This is a genomic window from Acidisoma sp. 7E03 (assembly GCF_054665075.1).
In genome coordinates, this window is sequence record NZ_BAAFHE010000001.1 from 183,893 (window position 1) to 203,009 (window position 19,117).

Consider the following 19,117-nt stretch of genomic DNA (forward strand, 5'->3'; position numbering starts at 1 on the left):
ATAACGGCGCCCGCCTGTTTTCGTCAGCCCTTCGCCGCTGGCAGCCCGTCGATCGCGACGTCCAGCCGGCGGATGTCGCCGATCACGAAGATCCAGGAGATGGCGCCCACCGCGGCGACGATGCCGATGAAGGCCAGGGCACCGACGAAAGAGCCGGTGGCCTGCACAATGAAGCCGATCACGATCGGCACCACGATGCCGGAGAGATTGGCCGAGAAGCTGAACAGCCCACCGACCAAGCCGAGCAGACCCTTCGGCGCCACTTCCGACAGCACGGCCCAGCCGGAGGAGGACATGGCCTGACCGAAGAAGGCGATGGAGAGAATGGCCAGCACCAGCTGGTTGTTCGAGACGTAGTTGACGGCAATGATGGTGGCGGCCAGCAGCAGACCGGCAATGACGGGCAGCTTGCGCGCGACGTTGAGGCTGGTGCGGGAGAGCAGCCAGTCGCTCAGGAACCCGGCGAAGAGAATGCCGAAGAAGCCGGCGATATAGGGAATGCTGGCATAGATCCCGATCTTGATGAAGGCCATGTGGCGCTGGGTCGCGAGGTAGGTCGGGAACCAGGTGAGGAAGAAAACGAAGGTGGAATAGACCGAGAACTGGCCGATGCAGAGGCCCCACATCTGGCGGTGCCGGAACAGCGCCGCGACGTGGCTCCACTGGAAGGCCGTGCCCACCACCTCTTTCTGCACGGCCCCGCCGCCGGCTTCGATATAGGCGAGTTCGGCGCGATTGACGGTCTCGCTCTTGAAGGGGTCACGATAGCTGCGCCACATCACGAGGCCGATGAGCAGGCCGATGGCGCCCGTGGTGAAGAAGAGCGAACGCCAGCCGAGATGCGCGAGCATCCAGAAGAGGATTGGCGTGAGGAAGCCGAGACCGACATATTCCGCTGCCGTATAGACGCCGATCGCCTTCCCGCGTTCACGGCGCGGGAACCACATGCCGACGACGTTGCTGTTGGCGGGAAAGCACGGTGCTTCGAAAGCGCCGAGGCCGAGACGGGCGACGACGAAGCTGACTACGCCCACCGTCAGACCCTGCAGGATGGTGAAGGCCGACCAGCCGACGAGCGCGATGGTGTAGACGAGACGCGTGCCGAACCGATCGAGCGCGACACCGCCCGGAATTTGCAGCAGCAGGTAGCTCCAGGAAAAAGCGGAGAAGACGAAGCCCATGGTGCGGGCATCCAGGCCAAATTCATGGCGGATCGAAGGGGCGGCGATGCCGAGGATCGCCCGATCCAGATAGTTGATGGTGACGGCCAGCACGATGACCGCCAGCATGCGCGTGCGGATATTGGTGGGTACGGCGGTTGCCGCCGAGACCCCCCCGGTCAATCCCCTGGTCTGTGACATGCGTTTCTCCCTTTGATGTTTTTGTTGGCCTTGCGGCGACGCGGCTGGAACGTTGGTCAGGCAATGAGTTCGGAGAAGTGCGCCATCATGCGCGACGCATCCGGGGCAAGACCGGTGAAGAGGCGGAACGCTTCCACCGCCTGAAAGACGGTCATCCCCGCACCGTTCAAGGTGCGGCATCCAAGCTGCCGCGCCGTGCGCAGCAGTTCCGTCTCGAGCGGAACATAGACGATGTCGGCAACCCACAGCGCCGGCCGCAGCAGATGCGCGGGCAGCGCCATGCCGGGATGCGCGATCATGCCAATGGGTGTGGCGTTGACCACGCCATCGGCGGTCTCCATGACCCGCGCCGGGTCCTGCGCCGTATCAACCTGCGCGCCGGGAAAACGTGCGGCGAGACGCTCGGCGAGTTGCGCAGCCCGGGCCGCATCGACCTCCACCAGGGTCAGCCGGGCGGCACCCGCCCGCAACAGCGCATGGGCGACGGCCGCGCCCGCGCCGCCGGCGCCGATCTGCACCACATGGCCGAGCGGCGCACCGGGCAGGAAGCGGCGCAGATTCTCGGCAAAGCCGAACCAGTCGGTATTGTGGCCGATGCGCTTGCCATCGCGGAGCAGCACGGTGTTGACCGCCCCCAGCGCCCGCGCATCCTCGGACAGGTCATCCAGCAGCGGCAGCACCCGCTGCTTGCAGGGATGGGTGATGTTGAGACCGGCGAAGCCCATGCGCTCCGCCGCCTGCAAAAGCTCGGGCAGAGCCTCCGGCCCGAGGCCGAGCGCCGCCAAGTCGATGATCTTGTAGATGCAGGCGAGCCCGTGCGCCGCCGCCTCGCGCTCATGCAGGCGGGGCGTCAGCGACCCGCCGATCCCTTCGCCGATCAGGCCGAGCAGGAGGGAGCGAGGTGCTGCGATGGACAGCGGCGCCGCGGCACGGTCGGACACAGGCGTGATCATGGTCACGGCGTTTCGCTCCTTCGGGCAAGAAGAGGCCCATGCGGCACTGAGAGCCGCTTGCATATTTGATGGACTATCTAGTTAATCCTCGTCAAGCGCCGATGGTCGTGCTAGCCATCGGAAAAATCCGGGGAGCCGCCCATGAATCCCTCGCTGCGCTCATCGCGCCTGAAATCCATCGCCACCGTCTGCCTCAGCGGCACTTTGCCGGACAAGCTGGAGGCTGCGGCCGCCGCCGGCTTCGACGCGATCGAGCTGTTCGAAAACGACCTGCTGACCTTCGACGGCACGCCGCGGGACGTGCGGCGCATGGCGAGCGACCAGGGACTCGCCATCGTCCTCTTCCAGCCCTTCCGCGATTTCGAGGCGATGCCCGCACCGATCGCCCAGCGCAACCTGGACCGCGCCGAGCGCAAGTTCGACATCATGGAGGAGTTGGGAACCGATCTCATCCTGGTCTGCAGTAACGTGCGAGAGGATGCGCTGGATGATGACGCAAGGGCTGCGGCAGACCTCGCCGAACTTGGTGCCCGCGCCGCCCGGCGGGGCTTGCGGATCGGCTATGAAGCCCTGGCCTGGGGCCGGCACGTGCGGCGATGGTCCCACGCCTGGCGTCTGGTGCAGGCGGCAGGCCACCCGGCGGTCGGCCTCATCCTCGACAGCTACCATACGCTGGCCCTGGGCGATTCCATCGACGGAATCAACGACCTTCCAGGCGATCGCATCTTCTTCGTTCAGCTCGCCGATTCCCCGCATCTCGCGATGGACGTGCTGAGCCGCAGCCGCCACTTCCGCAACTATCCCGGCCAGGGCGATCTCAACGTTACCAGCTTCGTCCGCTCGGTGCTCGCCACCGGCTATGCCGGTCCGCTCAGCCTCGAAGTCTTCAACGATTCCTTCCGCGCCTCGCCACCCCGCCAGAATGCGGTGGACGGGCTGCGCTCGCTGATCTGGGTGGAGGCTGAGGCCGGCGGCCCCGCCCTGCCCCCGGCGCCGGAGCTGGACGGCTTCGCCTTCGCCGAATTCGCGGTGGATGCCGCGCACCGCCCGCGGCTCGACCGCTATTTGCGCAGCCTCGGCTTCCGGCACGAGGGGCAACACCGCTCGAAGGAGGTGGCACTCTATCGCCAAGGCCGCGCTCATCTCGTCGTCAACGCCGAACCGGACAGTGCCGCCGCGGAGTATTTCGTGCAGCACGGCCCTTCCATCTGCGCTTTTGCGCTCGTGGTGGATGACGTCGACCGCGCCCTCGCTCGCGCCGAAGCGCTGCTCTGCCCCCGCTGGCAGGAGCGGACGGGCGCGGAGGAGCAGCGTATTCCCGGTGTCCGCGCGCCCGACGGTTCGTTGATCTATCTCATCAACCGGGCCCAGCTCGGCTGGAACTGGCGACATGATTTCCACCCTGTGGACGGAGTAGCTCAGACGGAGGAGGCCGATCCCGCGCCGCTCGAGATCGATCATATCGCCGAAGCCTTGCCGCCCGGCGCGCTGGACCGCTTCATCCTGTTCTATCGGACCGTCTTCGGCATGAGCGTCGAGCCGATGGTCGCGTTTCCCGACCGCTTCGGGCTGATCAAGAGCCGCGCGCTGCGCAGCCCCGGCGGTACGGTCCGTCTGCCGCTCAACGTCTCCGACAGCCCGGGCACCGAGACGGGCCGCTTCCTGGCCGCGGGTGCCGGCGCTGGCTTCCACCACATCGCCTTCCGCAGTGCCGACGTCGCCCGCTTGCTGCAGGATCTCCGCGCCGAGGGCGGAACCCTCCTGCCCATTCCGCAGAATTATTACGATGACCTGGCGGCGAGCGGCATCGCGCCAGATGCGGTGCTAGACCAACTGCCCGCCGCCGGCCTCATGTTCGATGCCGATGCGCAGGGCCAGTTCCGCCATGCCTATGCTGCGGCCTTCGAGGACCGTTTCTTCTTCGAGTTCCTGGAGCGCCGCGGCTATCAGGGCTACGGCGCCAACAACGCCTCGGTCCGCGTCGCGGCCCAGGCGCGCGCCCGCCACGCGCCGAAGCCCGGCCTCACGCCCCCTTGAGATAGCGCGTCACGGCGCCCACGATCATCTCGCGCTGCCGCGCTTTGATCTCGGGGTCTTCCAGGTTGCAGTCGAAATTGGCGCCGAAGGTGTAGCGGTTGGAAACGCGATAGAAGCACAGCGCCGAAATCATCATATGCACGTCGACGGCACTCGGCTCCGCCGGAAAGAGGCCGGCCGCATGCCCGCGCGCCAGGATCTTGCCCAGCGTCTCGATCGCCGGCGTGTTGCGCGCACGGAGGTTGCGGATGGAACCGAGATGGGCGCCGCGCAGCATGTTCTCGTTCATGATGAGGCGCACGAAATCCGGGTGCTGGTCGTGATAGTCGAAGGTGAATTCGACGAGCTTGCGCAGGGCCTGTTCAGGGGGCAGTGCGTCCAGGTCAAGCTCGGCCTCCAGCGTGCGAATGCCGCTATAGGCTTGATCCAGCACCGTCTGATACAGCTCTTCCTTGCTGTTGAAGTAGTAATAGATCATCCGCTTCGCCGTCTTGGTGCGGGCGGCGATGGCATCCACACGCGCGCCGTCGAAGCCCTGATCGGCGAATTCCTGGGCGGCCACGTCGAGAATGTTCTGCTTCGTCCGCTCGGCATCGCGCTTCCGACCGGCAGGAATCGTTCCGTCCATCGCCTCTTCACTCGAAAATCAAAGCGGGGCGCAGCTTAGCCCAAAATCAGCCCTGCAGCGACGGGCTGCGGCGGGCCAGCCGCCCGATGGCACGCGCCAGCAGCAGGCTGCAGAGCGTGACGGCGCCGGCAAGGCTCGCGATGGCGGCGAAAAGGCCGAGATGGTCGGCGATCACGCCGAGCAGCATGACCGGGATGAGATTGCCGAGATAGCCCGCGATATAGGTGAAGGAGACGATGGTCGCCCGGCCGCGCGCCGGCGCGCTGTGGCTGCTGAGCGCCGCCGCGCCGGAAAAGCAGATGCCGTAGCCGAGCCCTGTCGCCAGCGCGCCGAGGCAGAAGAGCCAGGCCGCGCCGAGGGCCGCCGCCGCCGTCGCCAGCAGCAGCCCCGCCGCCATCAGCAGCGCGCCCGTCACCACCAGGGCGGGCGGCCGGAAGGCACGGCCACCGAGCTGGGCCGACCCCGCGACGATCTGGAAGGCGGCAACCGTCAGGGCGGCGACGGCCGGGTCATGAATGCCCGCGAGCTGACGGGCGAAGATCGCGCCGAGCGCGAGGAAGCAGCCGCCCGCCATCCAGGCCGTCGCCATGGCGGCACAGGATAGGAGGAAGGGGGCGCCCGCCTCCCGCATCAGCAGTCCCGCACGCGGCTTGGCGGCAGGCGTCGGCAGCGTCGCGGTCGCAGGGGCAACATCCGGCGGCACCCAGGGCGCGAGGCGCAGCGCGATCAGCAGCAGTGCGCAGAGGCTGGCCAGCAGAACGAAGGGGCTGAGCGTGGGGGCGAAACCCATGGCCAATGCCGCCGCCGTCAGCACCACCCCGCCGGTGATCCCGCCGGTCACTGCAAGGGTCGCGATGATTGCCGCCCGCACCCGATCCCGCGCCGGGTCGAGTTCGATCATGGCGGCGGTCGCGGGCCCCATGATGCAGCCCGTGCCCATGCCGGCACAGAAGCGGCCAATGAGGAGGGCCGGCACGGACTGCGCCAGCGCCATCAGCACGGCACCGCCCCCCGCCACCGCAAGGGCGGCATAGATCAGGACGCGCCGGTCGGCGATCCGGTCGGAAACACGGCCGAGCAGGAACAGCGCGGCCACCGTGCCGAGGGAATAGATGCCGTAGATCGCGGTCAGCCACACATGGTCGATGCCGAGGCGCGCCTGATACAGGCCGTAGATGGGAGACGGGGCGCTGCTGCCGATCATGGCGACGGCGATGGCGGCCACCACAATGCCGCGCGCGAGCCGGTAGCTGGGGCCGCTCTTCCCCTCTCCTTTACGTCGAAGCACGCGTCACACGATCTCTCTGTTCCCCTTGCCTAGAGCATGGGAGGGACGGCAGCGGAAGGGGGCTCGCGGGTCCGCCCTGCGCGGCATGCCGGATGACAGCGCCACGGCGCCCGATTAGCTGGCCGGATGGCGATCACCTTCGGGCTTCTCGCCGCGATTCTCTGGGGTGTCGCGGATTTCCTGGCGCGCTTTTCGGCCCGTGGCCTCGGCGCCTGGCGGTCGAGCTTCTATGGCCAGTTTCCGGGTTTCTTCCTCTTTTCCCTCTGCCTCGCCTTGGTACCGGCGATGCGCGCGCCGGCGCTGGCTGCGCCGCATCTCTACTGGTGGCTGGCGCTGCTGGCTGCCGCCGGAACGACGCTTGCGGGCTTCGCCATGGTGCGCGGATTGATCGCGGGGGCGCTCTCCCTCGTGGTCCCCGTGGTCGCGAGTTATGGCGCGATCTCGACGGCATTAGCGGTCGCGACCGGCGAGCATCTGGCGCCGATGCCCGCCCTCGGCATCGTGCTGACCGTGCTCGGCATCGCGCTCGCGGCCATGCGCGGCGGCGTCCGCCGGCAAACGCCGCACGGCACCAGCGGCATCGGCTGGGCCATCCTCGCCGCTTTCGGCTATGGCGCCACCCTCTGGCTGCAAGGCCGCTTCGTCATGCCGCATTTGGGGCCGGTGGCGCCGCTGTGGGTGAGCAGTCTCTGCACCCTCGGCGTGACCGTCACCATCACCCAAATCCGCCGGCATCGGCTGACGCTGCCGCCCTTGCGGCTGCTGCCCTTTACCTGGGGCTACGGCACACTCACCGCCTTCGCCTATCTCAGCATGGCGCTCGGTCTCGCAACTGGAAAGGTCGCGATCGTCGCGGTGCTGAGCTCGCTCTGCAGCACCATCACCGCGCTGATGGGCTTTCTTCTCCTGAAAGAACGGCTCGCACCGCTGCAATGGCTGGGCATCGCCCTCATCCTGGTGGGCGTGTTGCTGATCAACCTGCACTGACAGTCAGGCGCAGAAGCGGAGCAGCGCGTCGGCGACGGCCTGGGGCTGCTCCTCCGGCAGGAAATGCCCGCAAGCGCGCAGCTGCTCACCCTCCACACCCTTAGCGAAAGGCGCCAAAGGCGCCGCCATATCGGGGATGGAGCCTTGATCGGCCGAAAGGCCGAGCAGCGGCATACCAAGCGGACCGTTCTTTTCATGCAGGGCCTTGTTCTGCGCGGCCGACACGGGCGCCGCCCGGTAGAAGGCAAGCCCCGCGCGCAAGGCGCCCGGCAGGGTGAAGACACGCTCGTATTCGTCGAGATCCGCTTCCGTGAAGGTAAAAGGATCAGCCGCTTTCCGGCGCAGGAACCAGTCGAGATAGATGCGCTCGCGCCCCGTGATCAGCGCTTCCGGCAGGTCGGGAATGGCATGAAAGGGGAAATGCCAGGTTCGCCAGGCGCGGTCCGGCGCCGTCGGCAGCATGTCGGGCAAGGTCACGCCCGGAATGCCCGCATCCATCAGCACCAGCCGCTGCACCTCCGCGGCAAAGCGCAGCGCATAGGGAAAGGCGACCCAGGCGCCGACGTCATGCGCCACCAGACTGTAGGAGGTGAGGCCGAGCTGCCCGATCAGCCCATGCAGCCGCTCGGCCAGGCTTTCGGTATCGTATACGTCGACCGGCTTGTCGGAATCCCCCTGCCCCGGCAGATCGGGCGCGATGATGCGGAAACGATCGGCGAGCAGCGGCATCACCCGCGCCCAGGCGTACCAACTCTCCGGATAGCCCGCGAGCAGAACCAGCACTGGCCCATCCGCAGCGCCGCCTTCCACGTAATGCAGGCGGAGGCCCGCCACGGTTTCGAAGCGATGGGTGAAACCCGGCGGCGCGGGCGCTCTCTCATGCATGATGGGTCAACTCCAGCCTGATCAGTCGAGAAGTTTGAGGGCAGTCGCGATGAAGCCCGCGCGGTCGCCAGGTTCGCGCAGCTTGCCGAGCGCGCGGACGCCCTGCAGCAGCGCCAGCAGCACTGCGGCGGTCTGCGCGACGTCCAGATCGGCGCGGATGGAGCCGTCAGCCTGCCCCTCGCGCAGCAGAGCGATGAGCCGCGCCTCGTTGGCGGCAACAGCGGCCGCGAGCGCAGCGCGCTGCGCATCGTCCAGGCCCGAGGCCTCGGCGAGGCTGCCGAGCACGAGACAGCCCCGCCGCCCCTCCGCGCCACTCGCGGCCTCCAGATAGAGATCGAGCACGGCCGCCAGCCGCGCACGGCCGCTCCCGACGCCAGAAAGCCGCGCCGCCAGCGCCGCCTGTCGCTCGGCCAGGTAGCGCTCGAAGGCGGCAGCAAAGATCGCCTTTTTGTCGGGAAACGCCTTGTAGAGGCTGCCGGCCGTGAGGCCGGTGCCGCGGCTCAGCACCTCGATGGAAGACGCTTGGAAGCCATGCTCGCGAAAGACGAGCACGGCCCGGTCGATCGCCTCATCCATATCGAAGCGGCGGGGTCGGCCGGGGCCGCGGGGCGTGGGGGCTGAACTCGGCATGGTCCGCAAATTAGGAAACGATCATTTCCTAATCAAGCCCAAAGAAGGGCGCCTTAGCGCCCTTCGGGTCAGCCTCCCGCTCAGCGCAGGGTTTCGTATTTCTCCAGTAGCCATTCCTTGGGCTCTTCCGCCGCCGCCTTGTACCAGTCTTCCACCAGCGGATGCGCCCGCACCGCCCGGCAATACGCCTGCGAGGCCTCGGTCAGTTCGGGCTTGTAGGTCAGGAAACGCGTGACGACGGGCGCGAACATGACGTCAGCCCCGGTGAAGCGCTCGCCGAACAGATAGGGGCCATCGCCACCGAATTCCTGGCGCGCTTCCGCCCACAGCGCCTCGATCCGGGCGATATCAGCGAGCGCCCCTTCTGTGCGGCCGAGGCCCGCATAATCCTCGCGCCCGAGATTCATCGGCATCGCCATGCGCAATTCGCGGAAGCCGGCATGCATCTCGGCAGCCGCCGCGCGTGCCATGGCCCGGGCCCGGCGCTTCTTGGGCCAGAGGGTCGGATCGAACTCCGCGCAATATTCGATGATGGCGAGGCTTTCCCAGATGCGGGCGCCATTGTGCTCCAGATAGGGCACGAGGCCGGTGGGCGTCTGGCCCTTCACCGCCTGGGTATGCCCCCCCGCCAGCGGGATCACCACCTCCGTCACGTCCAGGTCGGCCAGCCGCACGGGCAACCATCCCCGCAGGGACCAGGACGAGTAGCGCTTGGTCCCGATGACGATCTTTCCGTCGCTCATGACGCAGGCTCCGCTTGTTGTGAGCCCCAGTGATCCCCGAGCGGCCGGGCCGCGGCAAGGGCATGTGGCGCATGCCGACCCACCGGTCGGCGCGCGCATTCATACGCCCCAGGATGAGGGCTCATGACCGAAGGACATCTTCGCTTATAATAACGCGCGTTATAATTACGCTGCTATGGCGATCTATCCTACAGAGGAAGACCTGCTCTTCCTCATCGGCGACACCGCGCGGCTGATCCGCACCTATGCGGATCGAGTGGCGCGGCGCCACGGCATGACCAAGGCGCAGTGGCTGCTGCTCATCAAGCTCCATCACCATCCCCTGCTCTCTCAGACGGACCTCGCCCAGATGATGGAGGTGGAGCCGATCACCGTGGGCCGGCTGGTGGACCGTCTGGCCGCGAGCGGCCTGGTGGAGCGCGTGCCGGACGGGCAGGACCGGCGGGTATGGCGCTTGCGCCTGCTTCCGGCGGCCGAGCCGATCCTGGAAGAACTCGCTGTTCGCCGCGCCGAGATCGCGGCCATGGTCAGCGACGGGATTGCCCCCGCCACGCAAGAGATCATGCGCCAAGGTCTGGCCCGGGCGAAATCGAACGTCAACGCCGCGCTCAAGGGCACCGAGTCTCCGCCTGAAGAGACCGCACGCAAAAAAACGGCAGTCCAAGCATGAACCAGATCTCGTCTCGCGACCGCACGACGGCTGATGCGGCCAAGGGCGGCGTGCCCGACCAAGCCTCCCAGAGCGGCCAGTCGGGCGCACAGCCGGGCCAGCCGCCTAAGCGACGGCGCAGCCTGCTGCGGCCCATCCTCATGCTGGGCGGCATCGCCGTCGTCGTTGTCGGCGTCGGCTACGTTTGGCTGACCGGCGGCCGCATGGTCTCGACGGACGATGCCTATGTCGAGGCAGCGGAGGTGAACACGACGACCGACGTCTCCGGCATCGTCGCGCGCGTGCTGGTGCATGAGGGCGAGCGGGTGACGAAGGGACAGGAACTCTTCCGTCTGGAGCAGCACCATTTCCGCATCGCGCTGGACGGGGCACGCGCCAAGCTCGCGCAGGTCGCCGAAAACCTCGCGGCCGAGAAGGAAGACTATCAGCGCATGCTGAAGGACGTGGATACGGAGAACGCACAGGTTTCGCAGGATCAGGCAGATTTCGGCCGCTACGCCTCCCTCGTTCACAGCGGCGGCGTCACTCGTGCCGAATATGATGACGCAAGGTTCAAGCTCGCAGCCGACCAGGCCCGGCTCGCCTCCCTCCAGGAACAGGCGAAGACTCAACTTGCCAAGCTCGGCGGCGACATCGACAAGCCGATCGACCAGATGCCGGAATATCTCAGCGCTCAGTCCGATGTCGACGAAGCGCAGCGCCAGCTCGACCACACCATCGTCTACGCCCCCTTCAACGGCATCGTGACGAACGTCGAAAGCCTCCAGCCGGGCCATTACCTGACGGCCGCAGCCTCGGCCTTCGGCCTGGTCTCGACCGACGACGTATGGGTGACGGCGCAATTCAAGGAGACCCAGCTGACCTATGCCCGGCCGGGCCAAAAGGTGAAAATCTCGGTGGACAGCTATCCGGGCAAGACCTGGGATGGGGTGATTCAGAGCATCGCGCCGGCGACGGGCAGCCAATTTTCCCTGCTGCCGGCCGAAAATTCCTCCGGCAACTGGGTGAAGGTGGTGCAGCGCATCCCCGTGCGCGTCACGCTCACCGATGGTCCGAAGGACCTGCCGCTGCGCGCCGGCATGAGCGTCGAGGTCTCGGTCGATACGGGGCACCAGCGCCACCTCTCCGACCTGCTCTAACCGGCGAGGGCCCGAGCCCATGTCCGCGACCACCGCCTCAAGCCTGCCGCTGCATGAGCGCATCACGCCGATGACGCGCACCATCGTCACCATCTGCGTGATGCTGGCGACGCTGATGCAGGCGCTCGACAGCACCATCGCGAACGTCGCCCTGCCCTATATGCAGGGGTCACTCTCGGCGAATTCCGACCAGATCAACTGGGTGCTGACCTCCTACGTCGTCGCCGCCGCCATCATGACGGCGCCGGTCGGCTGGATGAGCGCGCGCTTCGGCAGCAAGAACGTGCTGCTGGTCAGTCTGATCGGCTTCACGGTCACCTCCATGCTCTGTGGCATCGCGAGTTCGCTCACCGAAATCGTGCTGTTTCGCTTTCTCCAAGGCGTCTTCGGCGCGGCCCTGGTGCCGCTGTCGCAATCGACGCTGCTGAACATCTATCCGCTGGAGAAGCGCGGCCCCGCCATGTCCATCTGGGGCATGGGTGTGATGCTGGGGCCGATCCTCGGCCCGACGCTCGGCGGCTACCTCACTGATCTCTATGACTGGCGCTACGTTTTCTTCGTCAACCTGCCCTTCGGCATCGTTGCCATCCTCGGCATCATCTTCTTCATGTCGAAGGACGACGACCGGCCGGTGCCGCGCTTCGACTGGACCGGCTTCGCCATCCTCGCGATCGCGTTGACCGGCCTACAGCTCGCCCTTGACCGCGGCGAGACCAAGGACTGGTTTGGCTCGAACGAGATCATCACCGAGGCCATCATCGCCGGCCTCGGCTTCTATCTCTTCACCGTCCATATGCTGACCTCGGACAAGCCGCTGCTGCCGAAGGGCATCTTCACCGACCGCAACATGCTGAGCGCGATCCTGATGATGTTCCTGGTCGGGCTCGTGCTGCTCTCGAGCTCGGCGCTCCTCGCCCCCTATCTGCAAAAGCTCTCCGGCTATTCCGTCCGCTCGGCCGGGCTCGAGATGGCGCCGCGGGGCTTCGGCACCATGGCCGCGATGATGGTCTGCGGCCGGATCGGCACCAAGATCGACGTGCGCTTGCAGATGCTCCTCGGCATCGTGCTGCTCATCCTGTCGCTCTACTGGATGACGCTCTGGACGCCCGACGTGTCGAGCGCCTGGATTCTCACCACCATCATCGTGCAGGGCGCGGGCCTTGGCCTGGTCTTCATGCCGCTGCAGCTCATCGCCTTCGCGACCCTGAACCCCGCGCTACGCGGGGACGGCGCCGCCGCCATGAGCCTGACCCGCAACATCGGCATGGCGATCGGCACCTCGGTCAGTTCCGCGATCGTCAGCCAGATGAGCCAGTACGAGCACGCGGTGCTGAGCTATCTGGTCAAGCCCTTCGCGCATGTCTTCACCTCGGACAGTCTCGCGATGATCGCGCCGACGACACCGCATGGCGCTGCCATGATGAACCAGATCATCGACCGGCAGGCGAGCATCATCGGCTACGGCGACAGCTTCAAGGCGCTGATGCTCAGTTCGGTGCCCTGCCTGTTCCTGCTCCTGCTAATGCGCAAGCCGAAGGCCCAGCCGAAGAAGGCGGACCCCGGCGAGGCGCACGTGGCGATGGATTGAGGACGCGGTTCAGGCCGTCAGCACCAGCCGGCCGGTGACACGGCCCTGGCGCAGCCGGCCCAGCGCCGCATTGGCCTCGGCCAGTGGCAGGGTCTCGACATCCGCAAGGATACCGGCGGTAAGCGCCAGTTCCACCGCCTCCAGCAGATCGGCGCGCGTGCCGACGTTGGAGCCGATCAGCCGCTTCTCGAAATTGGCGAGGACGGAGATGGAGACAGGCAGCGTGTCGCGGTCCTTGGCGGGGAGCGCGATGAAGATCACCGCACCGCCGGGCGAGATGGCTTCGATCGCCTGGGCGAAGGCAGCGGGTGCGGGCGCCACGACGACGGCCGCGCGGAGACCCGCTTCCCCGGCGATCGCCTGAAGCTGCTGCGGCACGTCGCCCGCGCCGGCTTGCAGGGTCGCCACGGCGCCGAGGCGGGCCGCAAGTTCCAGCTTCGCCGGATCGAGGTCCACGGCGATCGGTCGATAGCCCATGGCGCGGGCATATTGGACGGCCATTTGGCCCAAGCCGCCGCAGCCGATGACGGCAACGAAGGCGCCCGGCTTCAGCCCGGCGCGCTTCAGCCCGCGATAGGTGGTGACGCCGGCGCAGAGCACGGGGGCGAAGCGCGCGAGGTCGATATCCTTCGGAAGCTCCACCACGAAGGCGGCCCGTGCGACGATATACTCGGCATAGCCGCCGTCCCGGCTGAACCCCGTGCCTTCGGCCTCGGCACAGATCGTCTCCTCGCCTTCCAGGCAGGCCCGGCAATGGCCGCAGGCGCCGCCGTTCCAGGCGACGCCGACCGTCGCACCCACCGCGGGGCCGTGCACCCCGGGCCCCTGCGCCACGATCTCACCCACCACCTCATGGCCGGGAATGAGCGGCAGCTTGGGCGGCTGGCCCCAGTCACCGTCCACGATATGCAGATCGGAATGGCAAACGCCGCAGGCGGCGACGCGGATGAGAACCTCGCCCGGTCCCGGCGCGGGAATGGCGTCGCAGCCGAGTTCCAGCGGCTGCCCCATCGCCCGCATCACTGCGCGGTTCATCGTCTCGGCCATGCCCGTTCCTTTCGCGAGTAGAGCGGGCAAGAGTGAAGCGGTTCGGGCCAGGCGGCAATGGCCTCTCAGCCGCCGGCCGGGCTCAGCGGCGGCATCCGGCTCAAGCGCCAGGAGAGGAAAAGGCCGATCAGGATCAGCGCCGTCGTCAGGCCCGTCACGCCGGGCCAGGCCCAGCGGTTCATGAAGACCCCGCCGGTCGTGCCGACCACACTGGCGCCGAGGTAGTAGAAGAAGAGGTAGAGGGACGAGGCCTGCGCCTTGGCATGGCGCGCCCGCATGCCCACCCAGCCGCTGGCGATGGAATGCGCGCCGAAGAAGCCGAAAGTGACGAGCGCGACCCCGAGGAGGATGAGGGCGACGCTCCGCGTCTCCGTCAGCGCCGTGCCCAGCAGCATGATGACGAAGCCGACCCACAGGACGCGGCGGCGGCCGAGGCGATTGCCGATATTGCCCATCCAGGCCGAGCTGAAGATGCCAATGAGGTAGCAGGAGAAGATGAGGCCGACCTCGGCCTGGCTCAGCGCGAAGGGCGGCGCCAGCAGCCGGTAGCCGAGGTAGTTGTAGATGGTGATGAAGCCGCCCATCAGCAGGAAGCCCTCGGCAAAGAGCATCACCAGGGCCCGGTCCTGCAGGTGGGACAGGAAGGCGTTGCCGAGCGCCTGGAGCGAGAAGCGGCGCGGGACGAAGAAGCGCGACGGCGGCAGGATGCGCCAGAAGGTGAGGTTGCCGAGGAGCGAGGCGACGCCGATGAGGAGCACCGAACCCCGCCAGCCAAGATGGCCGACGAGGACGCCGATGGCCAGCCGTCCCACCATGCCGCCGAAGGCATTGCCCCCGATATAGAGGCCCATGGAGAGACCGGTGGAGCGCGGGTGGATCTCCTCGGCGACATAGGCCATGGCGACCGCCGGCAGGCCGCTCAGCGTCACGCCCATCAGCGCGCGCACCGCGAGGAACTGCCACCATTCCGGCACCAGGGCGGAGAGGATCATCAGCACGGAGGAGGCGACGACGGAGGCGACCATCACGGGCTTACGCCCGACCGTCTCGGACACGGTGCTCGCCACCAGCATGCAGACGGCCATCAAGCCGCTGGTCATCGAGAGCGAGAGGCTGGACTGGGCTTCCGTCAGATGGAAGTGCTGCGAAAAGACCGGCAGCAGCGGCTGGATGGAATAGAGCAGCGCGAAGGTGGAGAAGCCGGCGGTGGCGAGGGCGATCTGCGTCAGCAGGAAGGCCCGGGTGCCGTGCTGGATCTTCTCGGGCGTGCCGCCAGGCCCCCCGGCGCCGGAGGCCGGGCCCGGAGGTGCCCCGCGCCGCATCCCTGGCGGCCTACTTCTCGACGAAGGCCTTCTCGACCACGAATTCCGCGGGCTTGGCGTGGCTGCCTTCCTCGAAGCCCTGGCCGCGCAGCCAGGCGGTCATATCAACCAGCAACTCGGGACTGCCGCAGAGCATGAAGCGGTCTTCGGCAGTGCTGATCGGTGGCAGGCCGAGATCCTGCGGAATGGTGCCCTGGGCGATGAGGTCGGTCAGACGTCCACGGTTACGGAAGGGCTCGCGCGTCACCGTCGGGTAGTAGAGCAGCTTTCCGGCGACGATCTCGCCGATCAGCTCATCCTTCGGAAGCTGGTTCTCGATGTAGTCGGCATAGGCGAGTTCGGCCACCTGGCGCACGCCGTGGCAGAGCACGACGTGTTCGAAGCGCTCGTAGATCTCCGGGTCCTTGATGATCGCCATGAAGGGCGCGAGGCCGGTGCCGGTGCCGATGAGGTAAAGCGTCTTGCCCGGCAGCAGGCTGTCGGCGACCAGAGTGCCCACGGGCTTGCGACCGACGAGGATGGTGTCGCCCTCGCGGATGTTCTGAAGGCGGGAGGTCAGCGGCCCGTCCGGCACCTTGATGGACAGGAATTCCAGCCCTTCCTCGTAATTGGCGGAGGCGAGGCTGTACGCGCGCATCAGCGGCTTGCCGTCGACCTCGAGGCCGATCATCGTGAACTGGCCGTTCAGGAAACGGAAGGACGGGTCCCGCGTGGTCTGGAAACTGAACAACCGGTCGGTCCAGTGATGGACGCTGGTGACCGTCTCCGTATTGAAGGCCGACATCCGTACTCCGCCTCTGTCCTAAACTCGTTCGCATAGATATGACCGGGCGCCCTGCCCGGCCAAGTCCTTATGTTGCAGCGCAGCTATTTCGGACGGCAGGCGGCGGCGTAGGCCCGCAGCACGTCCCGCACCGCCTCCACCGCCATCACCCGTGCCGAAGGCGCCAGCGCGCCCGTCGCCACGCGCTCGTAGAGCCGGGGCAGGAACTGGCTGATCAGCGGCTCCGGAATGGTCACGCCGTCGAGCCGGGAGAAGAGCCGCGCCACGGCCGTCTGCGCTTCCGGCTCCGGCCAATAATAGCGGATGCGGTCCGAGTAGCTGAAGTGCCGCTGGATACGCAGCTGCGAGGCCGGGCCGTGGTAGTGGGATTTCCAGTGCTCCGGGTTCAGCGTCATCACCCGTTCCATCACCGCGGGCAGGCTCTCCACCTCCGGATCGATCTCGGGCACCAGCACGGCCGCGATTTCGTCCAGGCCATAGAGCGCTTCTCGCAGGGCGAAGGTCAGGCCCGGGCCCACCTTGAGGATGGGGAAACCGTCCCGCACCAGGGCGGCGAGCGCCTGCGGCGTCTGGTAATCCGTCGCATGCGCCTCGAAGATCAGGCCGGGCAGATGGTCGAGCGCCGCGGTCAGCTCGGCGGCGGCGGCCGAGGAATAGCGCATGACCGTCTCGTTGCCGTGTTCCACGCCCGGCTGCACCACGAGGGCGACGACGCGGTTGAGCGCCTGGCCCAGGCCCTTCTCGCGGAAGATGTCCCGATGCACGGCGTAGGTCGCGAGCGGTGCTTCCGGATCGGTCACCTCGGTCTCGGGAGTCGCTTCCAGCGCGCCGCCCGGCGTCGGCACTTCCGTGCCGATGACGTAATAGGGCCGCGAGCCGACCTCGGCCGCGAGCCGCTCGGCGACCTCGGCCAGGCGCGCCGCCCGTTCCGCCACCAGCGCATCCGGCAGCGCCGCGGGTTCGCCCGCGCAGCCCATGCTGCAATCGAGATGAAGCTTGAGAAAGCCGGCGCGCACGAAGGCCGAGACCATCAGCTCGGCTTCCGCCATCGCCTCCTCGGCCGGCAGCTTCTTCCACGGGTTGGGGCCGAGATGGTCGCCGCCGAGGATGATGCGGGCCTTGGGCAGCCCGACCCTCTCGGCAATGGCGTAGACGAAGGCAGTGAAATCGGCCGGCGTCATGCCGGTATAGCCGCCGTGGTGGTTCACTTGGTTGCAGGTCGCCTCCACCAGCGCCGTCGTCCCGTCTTCCAGTGCCTGCAGGAAGGCCGCCTCGATCACCAGGGGATGGGCCGAGCAGACCGAGGTAATGCCGAAGGGACGGCCTGCGGCGCGCGCGGGCGCCAGGGCCGCCAGCAGATCGGCGCCCGTCGGCACGGTGGCCGGGGCGGTGACGCTCACGGTCTCTCCGCGGCGCTGGGACAGGATGAAGGCATCCAGCTCGGCGAAGCTCGCCGTGCCTTCCATCGGTCCCTGCCGGGTCACAGCCAGGGCGCCGGCGGCCGCCGCATAGCGCAGGCACTCGGAAACGCTGCGTCCCTGCAGGCGGCAGGTGATGAAGGTGCCGCCGAAGCAGTCTCCCGCACCCGTCGGGTCCACTTCCGTCACCGGAAAAGCGGGCACGCGGCGATTCTCGCGCCCGTCATGATAGCTCGCGCCCTTGTCGCCCTGCTTGATGACGATGGCGGAAACGCCAAGGCCGAGGATTTCGGCGATCGCCCCGCCCTCATTCTTCTGCTCGGTGAGCATGGTCAGCTCGTGGCCGGAGGGCATGAAGATGTCGCAGAGATGCAGCATCTCCAGCAGCGCCTCGCGCATGCCCGGCGCATCGAGGATTTCCTTGCGAATGTTGGGATCGAAAGAAACGGTGCCGCCCTGGCTCTTGATGATGGCGATGGCCGCCTTCGTCTCCTCGACGATGCGCGGGGAGGCGAGCGAGGACCCCATGACGTGCAGGTGGCTCGCGCGACGCAGCATGGCGAGCGCCGCCTCCGTCAGCCGGGTCTCGCCGCAGGCGCTGTGCCGGATGTTGTAGACGAAGTCGCGGTCGCCGTTCGGGCGGTAGCGGACGAAAGCGCTGCCGGTCGCGTGCGTCGGATCGACCGCGATGGCGCTCACGTCCACGCCATCCCGCCGCAGCCGCTCGACGTTCACCCAGGCGAAATCATCCTGGCCGACCGCGCTGATGATGCCGCAGGGAAAGCCGAGCTTGCCGACCTGATCGATGAAGATGGCGGGTGCGCCGCTGGGGAATGGCCCGACGAGATTGACCGGCTCCCGGAAGCCGATGCCAGGGTCGGTCGCCACGATTTCCGCCAGGATCTCGCCGATCGTGACGATTCCGCCCGGCTCCGCCGTGCCCTCTGCCAATGCCATGCCGCCTTCCTCTGTGCTACACGGCCTCTTTATTGGCCGCGTCACGATGCCGATATGCCGAACTCGAAATCTGGTCAAAAGTGGAGACAAAGATGACAATGGCAACGGCCATCCTCGGCGGCGGGTGCTTCTGGTGCACCGAGGCGGTCTTCGACGAGCTGGAAGGCGTCCAGTCCGTCAAATCCGGCTATGCCGGCGGCCATGTGCCGAACCCGACCTATGAGGCGGTGTGCACCGGCCGCACCGGCCATGCCGAGGTGATCGCCGTCACCTATGATCCCTCCGTCATTTCCTATGCCGATCTGCTGCGCGTCTTCTTCGCGACGCACGACCCGACCACGCTGAACCGCCAGGGCAACGACGTCGGCACCCAGTATCGCTCCACCATCATGCCCGCGACCGAAGAAGAAGCCGCGACCGCGCGCGCCGTGATGGCCGAGATCGACGCACGCGGCGTCTGGGGTGCGCCGATCGTCACCACTATCGAGCCGCTCGGCACCTTCTATCCGGCCGAGGACTATCACGACGACTATTTCGCCCGGAATCCGAATGCCGGCTATTGCCGCGTCATCATCGCGCCCAAGGTCGCGAAGATGCGCAAGGAATTCATCGACCGGTTGAAGAAGACCTCACCCGCCGCCTGAGACCGGAACGGATGCACCCGCAGGGTAGGCCCAGGC

The 19,117-nt window shown here is 67.2% G+C and carries 17 protein-coding genes; 6 read left to right on the plus strand and 11 right to left on the minus strand.

Features of this window, described 5'->3' with window-relative positions:
* Positions 1–23: 23 nt before the first annotated feature.
* Positions 24–1,361, minus strand: a complete 1,338-nt coding sequence (locus tag ACYQ6W_RS00935; protein WP_459672980.1) for an MFS transporter — start codon at positions 1,359–1,361, stop codon at positions 24–26.
* A 56-nt stretch (positions 1,362–1,417) separates the two neighbouring features.
* Positions 1,418–2,314, minus strand: a complete 897-nt coding sequence (locus ACYQ6W_RS00940) for a shikimate dehydrogenase (RefSeq protein ID WP_459673430.1) — start codon at positions 2,312–2,314, stop codon at positions 1,418–1,420.
* 141 nt (positions 2,315–2,455) lie between these two features.
* On the opposite strand from ACYQ6W_RS00940, the gene ACYQ6W_RS00945 reads away from it, so the two are divergent.
* The gene (locus ACYQ6W_RS00945) at positions 2,456–4,351 is read left to right on the plus strand and encodes a bifunctional sugar phosphate isomerase/epimerase/4-hydroxyphenylpyruvate dioxygenase family protein (RefSeq protein ID WP_459672981.1); all 1,896 of its coding nucleotides are present in this window, start codon (positions 2,456–2,458) and stop codon (positions 4,349–4,351) included.
* Here ACYQ6W_RS00945 and ACYQ6W_RS00950 read toward each other — a convergent pair.
* The gene (locus ACYQ6W_RS00950; protein ID WP_459672982.1) at positions 4,338–4,979 is read right to left on the minus strand and encodes a TetR/AcrR family transcriptional regulator; all 642 of its coding nucleotides are present in this window, start codon (positions 4,977–4,979) and stop codon (positions 4,338–4,340) included. The two genes, ACYQ6W_RS00945 and ACYQ6W_RS00950, sit on opposite strands and share 14 nt — an antisense overlap.
* Before the next feature lie 46 nt (positions 4,980–5,025).
* Positions 5,026–6,267, minus strand: coding sequence for an MFS transporter (locus ACYQ6W_RS00955; protein ID WP_459672983.1), 1,242 nt, complete (start codon positions 6,265–6,267; stop codon positions 5,026–5,028).
* Between the two features lie 126 nt (positions 6,268–6,393).
* On the opposite strand from ACYQ6W_RS00955, the gene ACYQ6W_RS00960 reads away from it, so the two are divergent.
* Positions 6,394–7,254, plus strand: coding sequence for a DMT family transporter (locus ACYQ6W_RS00960; RefSeq protein ID WP_459672985.1), 861 nt, complete (start codon positions 6,394–6,396; stop codon positions 7,252–7,254).
* A gap of 3 nt (positions 7,255–7,257) precedes the next feature.
* On the opposite strand, the gene ACYQ6W_RS00965 is transcribed toward ACYQ6W_RS00960, so the two are convergent.
* From ACYQ6W_RS00965 to ACYQ6W_RS00975, 3 genes are all read right to left on the minus strand, one after another.
* Entirely contained in the window at positions 7,258–8,139 is an 882-nt protein-coding gene (locus ACYQ6W_RS00965) for an alpha/beta fold hydrolase (protein WP_459672986.1), read from the minus strand.
* A gap of 21 nt (positions 8,140–8,160) precedes the next feature.
* Positions 8,161–8,769: a TetR/AcrR family transcriptional regulator gene (locus tag ACYQ6W_RS00970; protein WP_459672988.1), complete on the minus strand. Its 609-nt coding sequence runs from the start codon at positions 8,767–8,769 to the stop codon at positions 8,161–8,163.
* An 80-nt stretch (positions 8,770–8,849) separates the two neighbouring features.
* Entirely contained in the window at positions 8,850–9,512 is a 663-nt protein-coding gene (locus ACYQ6W_RS00975; protein ID WP_459672989.1) for a glutathione S-transferase, read from the minus strand.
* 175 nt (positions 9,513–9,687) lie between these two features.
* Between ACYQ6W_RS00975 and ACYQ6W_RS00980 the strand changes: the two genes are divergently transcribed.
* Genes ACYQ6W_RS00980 through ACYQ6W_RS00990 form a run of 3 tightly spaced genes read left to right on the plus strand, consistent with a single transcriptional unit; the run spans position 9,688 to position 12,909 of the window.
* A complete protein-coding gene (locus ACYQ6W_RS00980) occupies positions 9,688–10,182 on the plus strand; it encodes a MarR family winged helix-turn-helix transcriptional regulator (protein ID WP_459672990.1) in 495 nt (164 codons plus the stop codon).
* The gene (locus tag ACYQ6W_RS00985; protein WP_459672991.1) at positions 10,179–11,321 is read left to right on the plus strand and encodes an HlyD family secretion protein; all 1,143 of its coding nucleotides are present in this window, start codon (positions 10,179–10,181) and stop codon (positions 11,319–11,321) included. The genes ACYQ6W_RS00980 and ACYQ6W_RS00985 overlap by 4 nt, the downstream gene beginning before the upstream one ends.
* A gap of 19 nt (positions 11,322–11,340) precedes the next feature.
* Positions 11,341–12,909: a DHA2 family efflux MFS transporter permease subunit gene (locus ACYQ6W_RS00990; RefSeq protein WP_459672993.1), complete on the plus strand. Its 1,569-nt coding sequence runs from the start codon at positions 11,341–11,343 to the stop codon at positions 12,907–12,909.
* 9 nt (positions 12,910–12,918) lie between these two features.
* Here ACYQ6W_RS00990 and ACYQ6W_RS00995 read toward each other — a convergent pair whose 3' ends face one another.
* The 4 genes from ACYQ6W_RS00995 to ACYQ6W_RS01010 form a co-directional block, all read right to left on the minus strand.
* The gene (locus ACYQ6W_RS00995; RefSeq protein ID WP_459672994.1) at positions 12,919–13,956 is read right to left on the minus strand and encodes an alcohol dehydrogenase catalytic domain-containing protein; all 1,038 of its coding nucleotides are present in this window, start codon (positions 13,954–13,956) and stop codon (positions 12,919–12,921) included.
* 65 nt (positions 13,957–14,021) lie between these two features.
* Positions 14,022–15,278 carry an MFS transporter gene (locus tag ACYQ6W_RS01000; protein WP_459672995.1) on the minus strand — a complete coding sequence of 419 codons (1,257 nt, stop codon included), beginning with the start codon at positions 15,276–15,278 and terminating at the stop codon, positions 14,022–14,024.
* 10 nt (positions 15,279–15,288) lie between these two features.
* Complete coding sequence (locus tag ACYQ6W_RS01005; protein ID WP_459672996.1) at positions 15,289–16,062, minus strand: ferredoxin--NADP reductase; 774 nt, start codon at positions 16,060–16,062, stop codon at positions 15,289–15,291.
* A gap of 83 nt (positions 16,063–16,145) precedes the next feature.
* The gene (locus ACYQ6W_RS01010; protein ID WP_459672997.1) at positions 16,146–18,437 is read right to left on the minus strand and encodes a D-tagatose-bisphosphate aldolase, class II, non-catalytic subunit; all 2,292 of its coding nucleotides are present in this window, start codon (positions 18,435–18,437) and stop codon (positions 16,146–16,148) included.
* Between the two features lie 92 nt (positions 18,438–18,529).
* Between ACYQ6W_RS01010 and msrA the strand changes: the two genes are divergently transcribed.
* Positions 18,530–19,081, plus strand: a complete 552-nt coding sequence (msrA, locus tag ACYQ6W_RS01015) for a peptide-methionine (S)-S-oxide reductase MsrA (RefSeq protein ID WP_459672998.1) — start codon at positions 18,530–18,532, stop codon at positions 19,079–19,081.
* Positions 19,082–19,117: the final 36 nt, after the last annotated feature.